This window comes from Neorhizobium petrolearium, assembly GCF_029854435.1.
GTDB classification, from domain to species: Bacteria; Pseudomonadota; Alphaproteobacteria; order Rhizobiales; family Rhizobiaceae; genus Neorhizobium; species Neorhizobium petrolearium.
Map to the genome: position 1 here is coordinate 2,948,905 of NZ_CP123000.1, position 13,512 is coordinate 2,962,416.

Here is a 13,512-nt window from a genome sequence, read left to right on the forward strand (position 1 = left end):
TCGGATCCGAGCGCGTAAGTTGCAGCGAATGAAGGTGCGACGCAGACCATGGACACAGGTGTTTTGGTGACGGACAACAATGACGGCCTCGGCCATCTTCCGGAGCGCAAGCAGCGGGAGCTTTCGCGCGCCTTGAAAATCATTTTCGAGGAATTCGAGGCGGCTCAACAGTCGAAGCTTTCCGAAAAGAAGAAAGCCGGGCGAATCTTGAAGGTCATCCTCTTTGGTTCGCACGCCCGCGGCGACTGGGTGGAAGACCGCAAGAGCGGTTACAGGTCCGACTACGACATTCTCGTTGTCGTCAACATGAAGAGCGTCGGGGAAGACAATGATCTATGGCACGAGGTATCCGATCATTTCCTGCGCGAATTGACGATCACCAAGGAAATCGAGACACCGGTCAACATCATCGTTCACACGCTGCAGGACGTGAACGACCAGCTGGCACGCGGACGGCCATTCTTTATCGACATCATCCGCGACGGCATCATGCTCTACGAGAAGGAAGGGCATCCGTTTGTGACGCCAAGACTTCTCAGCGAGGACGTGGCGCGAAAAGAGGCCCAAGGTTACTTCGAAAAATGGTTTCCTGCTGCGGGTTTTTCCCTTCATCTCGGTCAATATTCTTTGGGCAGTGGGCAAGTCAATCATGCTGCATTCAATCTTCATCAGGCGACAGAACAGCTTTATCACTGCGCCCTGCTTGTCCTGACCCTCTACTCGCCTAAGTCGCATCGCCTGAAATTCCTGCGCTCTTCGGCCGAGCGGATCGACCCGCGACTGATCGAGGCGTGGCCGCGAGATACCAAGTTTGCTCGCCGCTGTTTCGAGCGGCTCGATCGCGCTTATGTCGACGCGCGCTATTCTCCGCATTACGAGATCACCGAAGAAGAGCTGGAATGGCTGATCGAGCGCATCCAAGTGCTTCAAGGGCTCGTCCGGGTTAGTTGCGAAGAGCGCCTGATGAAAATACCGTAGCCCGAATGCCATCTCCTCTGCCTCCACAGGCCGAACTGCCACGCTCGCGGGCTGGCTAACTCGTCCTAAGGTCGTCGAATCAACCGACGGATCCGAACTCGCTGCCAAGGGTATCGATCACGGTTGCCTCTTGCCCGGGCACCCAATGTCCCGGTGACAGAAGTTATTATGCTTGCTCCTCTATCCCTGCCAGGTCCTTGAAAGGACGGGGCCTTCGACAGTCATAATGAAGCCGTCCAAAACGAAGTGGTCGGCCTCGATAAGCGAGTTCAAGCAGCCAAGCAGGACAGGCATTTCAGCCAATTCGTCCGTGGGATGCATATTTCTCCAGCAACGGAGATTCTTGAAACGGCCAAGACCAAAAATTGCGGCCTGATCGCAATTGCCTCTGACGGGTGCGAAGGCCTCAGTTGCATCATGCTCGAGAGCCAGGCCACGGAAGTCGCCGAAAATTCGGTAATCCCCACCTCGTCGTCAATAGGACGTCCCCACGAGACCATCAGTGCCGGACGATCCAACCTTGCACGGACAATCATCGCCAACCTCCGAATAGCCGATCGGCGGCGACACGACGGTGCGCGCCCTGGTGAAGCGCTTCTATGAACTGATGGATACGCTGCCGGAAGCAGCCCGTTGCCGTGCCATCCATCCGCCGAGCCTTAAAGGCAGCGAGGCGAAGCTTTACGATTATCTCACCGGTTATCTCGGAGGCCCTCCGGTCTCTGTGGAAAAACATGGCCATCCGAGGCTGCGCGCCCGCCATTTCGCCGCGGCAATCGGCCCTCAGGAGTGCGACGAATGGATGCTCTGCTTCCGCCGTGCGCTGGACGAGACGATCGACAACGAAAAGCTGCGCGAGATTATCTGGCCACCGGTCGAGCGCCTCGCCCTCCACATGCAGAACCGGGAATAGGCCGATGGAAAGACTCGACAATCTGCGGCCGTTGATTCTTTTTGTGAGCGGCATGATGGGGGCCATGGGCGTCGCCCTGGCGGCAGCGGCAAGCCACGCAGGCGACACGCTGTTTCTGGGTTCCGCCTCCACCATGTGCCTGGCGCACGCCATCGGAGGAACCGTAGAGGGCACTTGGTTGGCATACTCCCGAAAGACGCGATGCTTGTCACCACATCCCTGCGCGCAAGTCTGGCGTCGCGATGATCAGCTGACCAATATGGTATTTTAGAAACCAAAATGCATCATCTCGCTTTTGCCGTGCCCCGCGCGCCCATCAGATGCTTGCGCATCAAGGCCGCAGCCACGTCTTGATCGCCTTTTTCCAGCCGCTCAAGGATTTCCAGGTGTTCACGGCACGTCACCGCGACGCGATCGGATCCGTGCTGCCAGTTGTAGTTTGATAGCCGCCGAAGCTGGTTCTGGCGGTGCATTGCCTCCTTGATATAGCGATTTCCGGAAGCCGCACTGATGACCAGGTGAAACTCCGCGTTCATCTCAAACAGCGTGACGCTCGACGAATCCGTCCAGGGCGCGCTCAATATCGCTTCATGCCGCGACTGCATGGATTTTATCCAATCCGCGGAAAGAGAAAATTCAGGCGACATGATGGCTGCGCATTCGATGAGCAGGCGGAAATCATAGCTTTCCGCGCGCGCGCGGGCATCGCGGACCGGATCAAGGAACTGCCAGCCATAGCCCTGCCGGCGCTCGATGACGCCAAGTCCCTCAAGTTTGATCAGCGCATGGCGCACCGGCGTTCGCTCGCAGCCCGTCAGCCGCATCAACTCCAGTTCGGCAAATTGTTCGGCAAGCCCCCCCTCGCGGCGCAGCCTTGCGATGGCGACGAGCAGTTCTTCATCTTCCGGCGGCGTTTCCGGTTTTTCGACGCGTGGCGGGATTGTTGCAAGCCTCATGCCGCGGTTGGGCTCGTGCTGCACGAAACCTTCCTCCGCCAGCATTTCCAGTGCGATGCGCACCGGCGTGCGGGAGACGCTGAGCCGGGCGGCAAGCTGGTTCTGACGCAGCCGCGCACCTGGCTTTAGATCGTCGTCATGGATGACGTCGATGATGCGGCGCATCAGGTCCTGTTGAAGAGGCGTGCTCGCGTCCGACATTTTCCGCTTGCCTTCCCGTCATTTTTGGTTTTTGTTTTATGAAATACTTTTTTGATGAAGGCAATCGGGTCCGCCCTCGCCATCGTTCAGCATCTGGAAAAGCCGCCATGACCTCACCCCTTCCCTGCCCCCTCATCGAAGTTTCCGGTACGCCGTTCGAACGCGGCCAACAATACGGAGAGCAGGCTGCGGACCGGATTCTCACAGGCGTCGAACATTACAAGGTCCAGCTGCATTCCTCAGGCCTGAAGGATGGCGATCTTGCCGCAATGATCGACCGCTTCGCCGGCGCGGTCGACAATTACGGCAGCCAGTATATCGAAGAGATGCGCGGCATCGCCAGAGCCGTCAATATCGACCTTGCGGCGATCCTTCTTCTCAACGCACGGACGGAAATCCTCAAGCTTGCACGAAGAAGGCAAAAGGGTGAGGCCGACTTCATTCAGTCGGACGGCTGCACGGGCGTCTTCATCATGCCGCAGGCCAGCCGCGACAAGACCTTCATTCACGCCCAGAACTGGGACTGGAAGGCGGAATGCGCCGATACCGCAATCGTCCTGAAGATCAAGCGCAACGACGGTCCGGATATCATCACCTTCACCGAGGCCGGCGGCCTTGCGCGCACCGGCTTCAACGCCGCGGGCATTTCCATCAGCGGCAACTATCTGGAGACCGATCGGGATTACCGTGAACTCGGCGTACCGCTCGCCATCATCCGCCGCAAGGTGCTCGAACAGGATCATCTGGCGATGTCGATGCAGGCGGTCTACGGCACCCGCAAATCGGCCTCCAACAACATGATGATCGGCCACGCACATGGCGTCGCGATCGATTTCGAATGCGCGCCAGACGAGACCTTTCTCATTCATCCGCAAAACGGCGTGCTTGTGCATGCAAATCACTTCCAAAGCCAGGTCGCGCTGTCGAAGCTGCTCGACAGGGGCGTCGTCAACATGCCGGATTCGCTTTATCGCGATCTGCGCGTCCGCCAGCTGATCGAGCCGCATATCGGCAAGGTTACGGTCGACACGGTGAAGGCGGCACTTTCCGACCGGTTCGAAAGCCCGTGGTCGGTGTGCCGCCCACCGCGCAAATCGCTGTCCAACAACCAGTCCGCAACGGTGGCGATGATCGTCATGGTGCCGGCTGAAGGCCGCATGGAAGTGGCACTCCTGCCGGCGCTCGGAGCACATTTCTGGGACTACAGCCTCGACATGCAGATCAGGCCCGTCGACGAGCCCCGCAAGGCACAGACGACCGCGGCCTAACCAAAACCAACAAGGGAACGAATACGGGAGCCTCCAATGAAATTTCAAACCCTCTTGAAGACCACGGCAGTCATGGCGCTGCTGGCTGCAACCGCCGGCACGGCGATCGCGCAGGACAAGATGATGCGGGTGCGCATCAATGCCGACATCCGCTCGACCGATCCGGGTGTCAATCGCGATGCCAACAGCGATGCGGTCGTGCTGCACATGGTCGAGGGCCTTGTCGGCTATAAGGACGACGCCTCGATTGCGCCTCTGCTGGCAAAATCGGTCGATATTTCCGCCGACGGCAAGACCTATACGTTCAAGCTGCGCGACGGCCTGAAATTCAGCAACGGCGAGCCGCTCACCTCGGCCGACGTGCTGGCCTCCTGGCAACGCTACGTCGATCCGAAGACCGCGTGGCGCTGCCTGAAGGACGTGACGGGTTCGGGCGTCGCCAACGTTACAAACGTCACCGCCCCGGACGCCTCGTCCGTCGTCTTCACGCTGGAAAAGCCGACCGCCCTCTTCCTCACCACGCTTGCCCGCACCGATTGCGGCGGCACCGGCATCTACCACAAGAGCTCGCTCGATACGGACGGCAAATGGGTAAAGCCGATCGGCACCGGCCCGTTCATGCTGAATGAATGGCGCAGCGGTCAATATGTCGAGCTTGCCGCCAATCCGAATTACGTCTCCCCCGGCGGCGAGCGAAGCGGTTACGTGGGCAACAAGACGCCGAAGGTCCCCGCCGTGCGTTTCATGGTCATTCCCGATGATGCCGCGGCCAAGGCGGCGTTATATTCCGGCGATATCGACGTCATCAGCGACGTCAACAATGCCGATGTCGAAGAGTTTTCGGCAAGCGACGAGTTGAAGGTCGACAAGGTCGCCAGCATGGGCCTTACCGGGCTTCTTTTCCAGACGCGAGATCCGCTCCTGAAGGATGTCCGAATCCGCAAGGCGCTGCTGCTCACGCTCGATCTCCCGCAGATCGCCGAAGCGCTGACCAACGGCCAGGCGCCGGCCAACCTCTCGGTCATTCCGGTTCCAAGCCCCTATTCCGGCAAGCTGCAGAAGGACGTACCGGCCCGCGATCTCGAAGCGGCCAAGACGCTGCTCGCACAAGCGGGATACAAGGGCCAGCCGATCAAGTGGCTGGCGACAAAGTTCTATCCCTCACTCTTCGATGCAGCCGTACTCGTGCAGGCAATGGCTCAGGAAGCCGGCATCAATATCGAAATCGAAACGCTCGATTGGGCAACGCTGCTCGACCGTTATACGGCCGGCAACTATTCGGCCATGTCGTTTACCTATTCCGCCAGGCTCGATCCTTCGCTCTCCTTCGACATGGTCAGCGGCAACAAGGACAAGAGCCCCAACAAGGTCTGGGACAATCCGGAAGGCCTGAAGCTGATCGCAGAGAGCACGACCGTCAGCGACAGCGAAAAACGCCAGGTCCTGTTCGACAAGCTGGAAGGCATGATCCGCGCCGACGTGCCGTTGATCCCGCTTTATTCCGGCACCCGCATCGGCGCGGTGCGCGCCAATGTGGACGGCTACAAGACCTGGCCGGTCGGTTATCCGCGCATGTGGGGCGTCTCCTTCGCGGCCGGAAAGTAAGCCATGCACGCCCTTTCGAAATATGTCGCGAAGCGTCTGTTATGGACGCTTCCGACACTCCTGCTCGTGGCCGCCATGGTGTTCTTCCTGGTGAGGATGATCCCCGGTGACCCCGCCCAGTTGATCCTCGGCGATAACGCCAGCCCGGAAGAACTGGCCAACCTGCGCGCCAATCTCGGCCTCGACCAGCCTGTGCCGCTGCAGTTCGTCTATTGGCTCGGCAATATGCTTAGGGGCGATCTCGGTCACTCGATCTCCAACGGTGCGGCGGTCCTGCCGCTGATGCTCGACCGTTTCCAGGTCAGCGCCACAATCGTGCTTGTCGCCGTGGCACTCGCAACCGTGATCGCAGTCCCGGCCGGACTTATTGCAGCCTGGCGGCAAAACGAGCATGTGGACGTCGCGATCGTCGCCCTATCGACATTGCTGATGTCGGTTCCGAGCTTCTGGCTCGGCCTCGTCCTGCTGCTGGTCTTCGGGCTGAAGCTCGGATGGCTGCCGGTCGTCGGCTACGTACCGTTTACCGAAAAGCCCTGGACCGCGATCACCTATGTGATCCTCCCGGTGGTAACGCTGATGCTGATCGAGGTCGGCGTGCTGACCCGCATGATGCGCGCAAGCGCCATCGAAGTCCTGCGGCTGGAATATGTCATGCACGCCCGCGCCAAGGGCCTTTCGGAACGAAAGATCCTGCTGCGCCACGTGCTGCCCAATGCCTTTGCCCCGACCTGGACGATGATCGGCTTGGTGCTCGGCGGTCTGCTGGGCGGCATCGCGGTTCTGGAAACCGTCTTCACACTGCCCGGTCTCGGGCGCCTTCTCGTCGATGCGATCTTCGCTCGCGACTATCCGGTGGTACAGGGATGTCTTCTGTTCACGGCCTTGATCTACGTGATCGTCAATCTGATCGTGGATCTTTGCTATCCGTTGTTCGATCCGCGGGTCACCGCGTCATGATCAGACAACCCGCAAACCTGATCATCGGCTCCATCCTGCTGATCTTCATTGGCGGCATGGCGCTGCTTGCGCTGTTCTGGACGCCCTATGATCCAGCGGCGATCAAGCTCATCTCCAGGCTGAAACCGCCATCGGCGCAATTCTGGCTCGGCACCGACGAATTCGGCCGCGACGTCGTCTCCCGCCTGATGACCGGCGCGGTGCAGAGCATGACGGTCGCCATCTTGACTGTCGCTTTCGCGGTCACCGTCGGCACCTTGACCGGCCTGATCGCCGGATATACGCGCGGACTGGCAGATCGCATCCTGATGGTCTTCAGCGACGCACTGCTCGCCTTTCCCGGCACCCTGCTGGCGCTTGGTCTGATGGTGATTTCCGGTCCGAACAAATATGGCATCATCCTCGCACTCGGCATCGCATATTCCCCGTCGGTGCTGCGTATCGTCCGCGCCAGCGTTCTTTCAGCCCGTGAGCGCGAATATGTCGAAGCCTCCCGTGTCATCGGCAATTGCGAATTCACCACGATGTTCAAGCATATCCTACCGAACTGCACGGCGCCGATCGTGGTGCTCGCGACCTCCATGTTCGGGTGGGTGGTGCTGGCGGAAAGCGGGCTGAGCTTTCTGGGGCTCGGCGTTCCGCCACCGGCGCCGACCTGGGGCAACATGCTGTCGGCGGCGCGCACCTATATCGAAAAGGCCCCATGGCTCGGGCTTGCCCCCGGCATCTGCATCTCGCTGACTTTGCTCGGCATCAACCTTCTGGGTGACGCGTTGCGCGACCGCTTCGATCCGAGAATGGAGCAACGGTGATGAATATCGAAACCTCCCGCCCTCTGCTGAGCGTCCGCAACCTTCGCGTCGAGACATCCAACGGCCATCCGGTTCTGCACGACGTGTCCTTCGATGTCGAGGCTGGCAGCATCGTGGCGCTGGTCGGCGAAAGCGGCAGCGGCAAGACGGTCGCGGCCCGCGCCGCCATGCGGCTGCTTCCCAGGGCAATCACGCCGGTTGCGGGCGAAATCCTGTTCGACGGCCGCGATGTCCTGAACATGTCGGATGCCGAGATACGCCAGGTTCGCGGCGCAAGGATCGGCATGGTTTTCCAGGAGCCGATGGTCTCGCTCAATCCCGCGATGACGATCGGTGCCCAGCTCGTCGAGGGCCTGCGGCTGCATGAACATCTCACGCTGGACGAAGCTCTCGCCCGCGCGACGGAAATGCTCGAACGGGTAAAAATCGCCGACCCGGCGGCCTGTCTCTCGGCTTTCCCGCACCAGTTTTCCGGCGGCATGCGCCAGCGCATCATGCTCGCATCCGTCATGTTGCTCAGGCCGAAACTGCTGATCGCCGACGAACCGACCACCGCGCTCGACACGCTGACGCAGCGCGAGGTTCTGGAAGTGATGGTGGATCTCACCCGCACCTTCGGCACGGCGGTGCTGCTCATCACCCACAATCTCGGCCTCGTCGCGCAATATGCCAAAAAGGTCATCGTTCTGGAGCGCGGCAAACTGATCGAGACGGGGCCGGTGGCAGAGGTGCTTCATCATCCAAGGGAACAATATACGCGCACGCTGATCGACGCGCTTCCAAAGCGCGAACACGGACGAAAGCCGCCTGCCGATGGGGCTCCGCTGATTGAGGCGCGCAATGTCGAGGTCACCTTCTCGGGTGCCGGCAACATGTTCAGCACGGCGCAAAAGAAGCTTGCCGTGCGCGGCGTCTCGCTTAGCGTTCGCCCAGGCGAAGTCGTGGCGGTCGTCGGCGGCTCGGGTTCCGGCAAGACGACGCTCGGCCGGGCAATGCTCGGCCTGCTGCCGCTTTCCGACGGGGACGTGTTTTTCCGCGGGCGCCCGATGGCATCCACCGATCGCGCGACACGGCGTGATTATCGCCTGCAATGCCAGCTCGTTTTCCAAGACCCCTACTCCTCCCTCGACCCGCGCCAGAAGATCTCCGACATCATCGGCGAGCCGCTGGCACATGGCCCGAAACTCAGCCGGGCGGAGAAGGCGGAAAGGGTTGGCGCCATGCTCGACGAGGTGGGACTTGCCGGGCTTGGCGAGCGTTTCCCGCATGCCCTTTCCGGGGGGCAAAGACAACGCGTCGCAATTGCGCGGGCGGTGATCCGCAATCCGGCCTTCGTCGTTGCCGACGAGCCGGTCTCGGCGCTGGACATGACGATCCAGAAGCAGATCCTCGATCTCTTCCGCAGGCTGCAGGAGAACCATGGCTTCGCCTGCCTGTTCATTTCACACGATCTTGGCGCCGTCTCCCGCGTGGCCGATCGGATCGTCGTCATGCAGCAGGGCCTGATCGCCGAGGAAGGCAGTGTCGACCGGATCCTGGATCACCCGCAACATCCCTATACGCAAGCCCTGCTCGAGGCGACGCCGACCCTTAAGATCGCGGCCTGACGAGACGAGAAATCGGTGAGCAGTGGCCTCCCCGAGGCAGGAGAAATCCATCATGTTAACGGAAGACTTGATCGCTATCGAAGCCCGGTTTGGTGCCAACAATTACAAGCCGCTCGACGTGGTCCTGTCGCGCGGCGCCGGCGTCCATGTCTGGGATACCGACGGAAACCGCTATCTCGACTGCCTGTCGGCCTATTCCGCCGTCAACCAGGGCCATTGCCATCCGAAGATACTGGCCGCCATGATCGAGCAGGCTGGCAAGCTGACGCTGACCTCCCGCGCCTTTCGCAACGATCAGCTTGCGCTGTTTTACGAGGAACTCGCCGCGCTGACGAAGTCGCATCGGGTGCTGCCGATGAATAGCGGCGCGGAGGCGGTCGAGACCGCCATCAAATCGGTGCGCAAGTGGGGATACGAGGTCAAGGGCATCGCGGAGGACCAGGCGGAGATCGTCGTCTGCGCCAACAATTTCCACGGCCGGACGCTCGGCATCATCAGCTTCAGCACGGACGAGACGGCGCGCAAGAGCTTCGGCCCGTTCCTGCCCGGTTTCCGGGTCGTGCCGTTCGGAGATATCGGGGCGTTCGAACAGGCGATCAGCGCAAATACGATCGCCTTCCTGGTCGAGCCGATCCAGGGCGAGGCCGGTGTGCTGATCCCGCCCGCCGGTTACTTCACGAAGGTCCGCGAGGTCTGCACGGCCAACAACGTCATGCTGATCCTCGACGAGATCCAGACCGGCCTCGGGCGCACCGGCAAGCTGCTTGCCGAGGAGCACGAGGCAATCGAGGCGGACGTGACACTCGTCGGCAAGGCCTTGTCAGGTGGCTTTTACCCGGTCTCCGCCGTGCTTTCCAACAATGAGGTACTGGGCACCTTGAAACCGGGCCAGCACGGCTCGACCTTCGGCGGCAATCCGCTGGCCTGTGCGGTCGCACGGGCGGCATTGAAGGTGCTCACCGAGGAAGGCATGATCGAGAACGCCGCCGTTCAGGGCGACTATTTCCTCCAAGGGCTGAAGGACATCCGCAGCAACGTCATCCGGGACGTGCGCGGGCGCGGCCTGATGCTCGCCGTCGAGCTGCATCCGCAAGCTGGCGGCGCCCGCCGTTACTGCGAGGCGCTCCGCCGGTCGGGCATCCTTGCCAAGGAGACCCACGACCACACCATCCGTCTTGCGCCGCCGCTGGTCATCGAGCGCGAGCAGGTCGACTGGGCGCTGGAGCGGCTGACGCCGGTTCTAAGCGGCATGAACTGATCAGGCAACGAGGACGTAATGCAAAATTACCAATCCATCTGGACGATTGTCGACGAAAAGAGCCCCGCCTTTTTTGAACTCAGCGACCGCGTCTGGGAAACGCCGGAGATCAACTACGAGGAGTTCCGCTCCTCTCGCGAACATCGGCGACTTCTGGAGGCGGAAGGGTTCAGGATCGAGCTCAATGTCGCGGGCATTCCGACTGCCGTCATGGGAGAGGCTGGCGAAGGCGGCCCAGTCATCGCCATTCTCGGCGAATACGACGCGCTGCCCGGTCTCAGCCAAGAAGCGGGCGTTGCCGAAAAGCGGCCACTCGTGAGCGGCGGGCACGGGCACGGCTGCGGCCACAATCTTCTCGGCGCCGGTTCGATGCTCGCGGCCGCCGCCGTGAAGGACTATCTCGCCGCCAACGGTCTGAAGGGACGTGTCCGCTATTACGGCTGCCCGGCGGAGGAAGGCGGGTCGTCAAAGGGCTTCATGGTGCGTGCCGGTGTATTCGACGATGTCGATATCGCCATTTCCTGGCACCCGGCCGCCTTCAGCGGCGTCAACAATCCGATCTCGCTTGCCTGCAGCGAAATGAACTTCCACTTCTCCGGCCGGGCTTCGCACGCCGCCGCGACGCCGCATCTCGGGCGAAGCGCGCTCGACGCGGTCGAACTGATGAATGTCGGGGTTAATTTTCTGCGTGAGCACATGCCCACAAGCGCTCGTATCCATTACGCGATCACCGATACCGGCGGATCTGCGCCGAACGTTGTGCAGGCCAACGCGACGGTGCGGTATCTCGTCAGAGCAAGGACGCTGCCAGAACTTCTTTCGCTTGTAGCGCGCGTCAAGCGCGTGGCCGAGGGGGCGGCATGGATGACCGAAACGTCCATGCGGCAGGAGATCATATCGGGGGACGCCAATCTGATTGGCAACGAGCCTCTGGAAAAATGCATGCATGCTCAGCTGGAGCGCCTGGGACCTGTCGTTTTCGACGAAACCGACAAGGCAACCGCGCGAACGTTCCAGGCGACATTCACGCCGGACGATATCGCCTCGTCCTATGCTCGCTTCGACCTCAAACCCGGCAAGGACGAACCGCTTTGCGATCTGATCGTGCCGCTTTATGCGGGCGACGGATCGATGGTCGGGTCGACCGATGTCGGCAGCGTCAGCTGGGTGGTCCCAACCGTGCAGATGCGCGGCGCGACCTACGCGATCGGCACCCCCGGCCATTCCTGGCAACTCGTTGCGCAGGGCAAGCTGCCCGCAGCCCACAAGGGCATGGCGCATGCGGCAAAAATCATGGCTGCCACGGCGATCGAGCTCGTGTGCAATCCCGCACTCATCGAAGCGGCCAAGGCCGACCATAAAGACCGCCTCGACGGCAATCCCTTCGTTAATCCCATTCCCGATGAGGTCATGCCGCCTATCCGGCCGGAGCCTGACACACCGGATGCTGGGCAATGACGAAACAGATCCCTGCGAGCGGCGACAAGCTCGCCCGCGACGCCGATGCGCGCCTCGGGCGGTATTTTGTCAAGGATCGCTGGCCCCACGTTGTCGGGGCCGCGATCGCAAAAGCTCGCCAGAAGACCGACGTCACCTGATCCGAGAATGAAAGCCATGCCCATGCAGCAGCTGAATGCCAATTCGCTCGAAGCCTTTTGGATGCCGTTCACGGCGAACCGGGATTTCAAGAAGAAGCCTCAGATCGTCACCGGCGCGTCTGGCATGTATTACCAGATGAACAACGGCCACCGGGTGCTGGATGCGATCGCCGGCCTTTGGTGCGTGAATGCCGGGCATGGACACCCGAAGATCGTCGAGGCTATTCAAAAACAGGCAGCACAGCTTGGTTTCGCGTCCTCCTTCGGTCTCGGTCATCCGCTCGCTTTCGAATATGCCAGTCGGCTGACATCCGTGGCGCCCGAGGGGCTCGACCACGTCTTCTTCACCAATTCCGGGTCGGAGGCGACCGATACCGCGCTCAAGCTTGCACTTGCCTACCACCATGCGCGCGGCGAGGGACAAAGGCAGCGAATCATCGGCCGTCAGCGTGGCTATCACGGCGTCGGTTTCGGGGGCCTTTCCGCGGCCGGCATGGGAGCGCACAAGAAACAGTTCGGCATGCTCCTGCCGGGAGCCGCCCACATGCCACATACACACGACCTTGCCCGCAATGCCTTCAGCCGCGGTCAGCCGAGCCACGGCGCGGAGATCGCCGACACGCTCGAACAGATGTTGCAGACCTACGATCCGTCGACGGTCGCGGCGGTCATTGTCGAACCGGTCGCCGGCTCGACCGGGGTTCTGGTCCCGCCGCTCGGCTATCTCGAACGGCTGAGGGAAATCTGCACGCGTTACGGTATTTTGCTGATTTTCGATGAGGTCGTCACTGGTTTCGGCCGGCTGGGGCGGCCATTCGCGGCTGATCGTTTCGCCATCACACCCGACCTTATCGCCATCGCCAAGGGCATGACGAACGGAGCGGTTCCCATGGGCGGGGTCATCAGTTCAAACGAGATCTGCCAAAAGCTCATGGAAACCGCGCCGCAAGGGACCGTGGAATTTTCCCACGGTTATACCTATTCCGGTCATCCGCTGGCTTCGGCGGCGGCGCTTGCAGCGCTCGATGTCTACGTCAATGAAGGCCTGTTCGAGCACGCAACGTTGATTGAACCGGTCTGGGAGGAGCACGCGCATGCGCTTAAAGCCGTGCCCGCAGTGGTCGACATCCGCAATATTGGCCTGCTTGCAGGCATCGAGCTCGGTGAGGAGGTCGCAAGCGGCAAGGCGATGGCCAAGAAGGTATATGACTTCTGCTTTGAGCGCGGCGTCCTGGTACGCCCCGTTGCGAACACGATCGTGCTGTCTCCCCCTTTGGTTATTTCAGAAGCGGAAATCGCCACCGTGTTCTCGACGATTGCCGCCGGGTTGAAGACGCTGTAGCGCGGAAACGGCGAGAG

At 61.1% G+C, this 13,512-nt stretch carries 14 protein-coding genes; 13 read left to right on the forward strand and 1 reads right to left on the reverse strand.

Annotated features, from left to right (window positions below; all coding sequences use genetic code 11):
* Window positions 1-48 precede the first annotated feature (48 nt).
* The 4 genes from QEO92_RS14605 to QEO92_RS33240 all read left to right on the forward strand — a co-directional run bounded on the left by QEO92_RS14605 (window position 49) and on the right by QEO92_RS33240 (window position 2,162).
* Window positions 49-978 carry a HEPN domain-containing protein gene (locus tag QEO92_RS14605; protein WP_210057782.1) on the forward strand — a complete coding sequence of 310 codons (930 nt, stop codon included), beginning with the start codon at window positions 49-51 and terminating at the stop codon, window positions 976-978.
* A 315-nt stretch (window positions 979-1,293) separates the two neighbouring features.
* Window positions 1,294-1,581 carry a hypothetical protein gene (locus QEO92_RS33235; RefSeq protein WP_425272380.1) on the forward strand — a complete coding sequence of 96 codons (288 nt, stop codon included), beginning with the start codon at window positions 1,294-1,296 and terminating at the stop codon, window positions 1,579-1,581.
* Window positions 1,582-1,585: 4 nt separating this feature from the next.
* Complete coding sequence (locus QEO92_RS14610) at window positions 1,586-1,891, forward strand: group II truncated hemoglobin (RefSeq protein ID WP_280107522.1); 306 nt, start codon at window positions 1,586-1,588, stop codon at window positions 1,889-1,891.
* Between the two features lie 4 nt (window positions 1,892-1,895).
* Window positions 1,896-2,162 carry a hypothetical protein gene (locus QEO92_RS33240; RefSeq protein WP_407721338.1) on the forward strand — a complete coding sequence of 89 codons (267 nt, stop codon included), beginning with the start codon at window positions 1,896-1,898 and terminating at the stop codon, window positions 2,160-2,162.
* 13 nt (window positions 2,163-2,175) lie between these two features.
* Here QEO92_RS33240 and QEO92_RS14620 read toward each other — a convergent pair whose 3' ends face one another.
* The gene (locus QEO92_RS14620) at window positions 2,176-3,048 is read right to left on the reverse strand and encodes a GntR family transcriptional regulator (protein WP_210057784.1); all 873 of its coding nucleotides are present in this window, start codon (window positions 3,046-3,048) and stop codon (window positions 2,176-2,178) included.
* 107 nt (window positions 3,049-3,155) lie between these two features.
* Here QEO92_RS14620 and QEO92_RS14625 point away from each other — a divergent pair, with 107 nt between their 5' ends.
* From QEO92_RS14625 to aptA, 9 genes are read left to right on the forward strand one after another with little or no spacing between them, the layout of a single operon-like run.
* Window positions 3,156-4,316, forward strand: coding sequence for a C45 family autoproteolytic acyltransferase/hydrolase (locus QEO92_RS14625; RefSeq protein WP_210057786.1), 1,161 nt, complete (start codon window positions 3,156-3,158; stop codon window positions 4,314-4,316).
* 36 nt (window positions 4,317-4,352) lie between these two features.
* Window positions 4,353-5,921: an ABC transporter substrate-binding protein gene (locus QEO92_RS14630; RefSeq protein ID WP_227703536.1), complete on the forward strand. Its 1,569-nt coding sequence runs from the start codon at window positions 4,353-4,355 to the stop codon at window positions 5,919-5,921.
* 3 nt (window positions 5,922-5,924) lie between these two features.
* Complete coding sequence (locus tag QEO92_RS14635) at window positions 5,925-6,878, forward strand: ABC transporter permease (protein WP_227703537.1); 954 nt, start codon at window positions 5,925-5,927, stop codon at window positions 6,876-6,878.
* Window positions 6,875-7,690: an ABC transporter permease gene (locus tag QEO92_RS14640; protein ID WP_227703538.1), complete on the forward strand. Its 816-nt coding sequence runs from the start codon at window positions 6,875-6,877 to the stop codon at window positions 7,688-7,690. Before QEO92_RS14635 ends, QEO92_RS14640 begins: the two co-directional genes overlap by 4 nt.
* Window positions 7,690-9,297, forward strand: a complete 1,608-nt coding sequence (locus QEO92_RS14645) for an ABC transporter ATP-binding protein (protein ID WP_227703539.1) — start codon at window positions 7,690-7,692, stop codon at window positions 9,295-9,297. The genes QEO92_RS14640 and QEO92_RS14645 overlap by 1 nt, the downstream gene beginning before the upstream one ends.
* 52 nt (window positions 9,298-9,349) lie before the next feature.
* Window positions 9,350-10,555, forward strand: a complete 1,206-nt coding sequence (gene rocD, locus QEO92_RS14650) for an ornithine--oxo-acid transaminase (protein ID WP_265105694.1) — start codon at window positions 9,350-9,352, stop codon at window positions 10,553-10,555.
* Between the two features lie 18 nt (window positions 10,556-10,573).
* Window positions 10,574-12,013 (forward strand): M20 family metallopeptidase, encoded by a 1,440-nt coding sequence (locus QEO92_RS14655; RefSeq protein WP_227703540.1) that lies wholly within the window; start codon window positions 10,574-10,576, stop codon window positions 12,011-12,013.
* A complete protein-coding gene (locus tag QEO92_RS14660) occupies window positions 12,010-12,153 on the forward strand; it encodes a hypothetical protein (RefSeq protein ID WP_210057797.1) in 144 nt (47 codons plus the stop codon). Before QEO92_RS14655 ends, QEO92_RS14660 begins: the two co-directional genes overlap by 4 nt.
* Before the next feature lie 22 nt (window positions 12,154-12,175).
* A complete protein-coding gene (gene aptA, locus QEO92_RS14665) occupies window positions 12,176-13,495 on the forward strand; it encodes an omega-aminotransferase AptA (protein ID WP_210057941.1) in 1,320 nt (439 codons plus the stop codon).
* Window positions 13,496-13,512 lie beyond the last annotated feature (17 nt).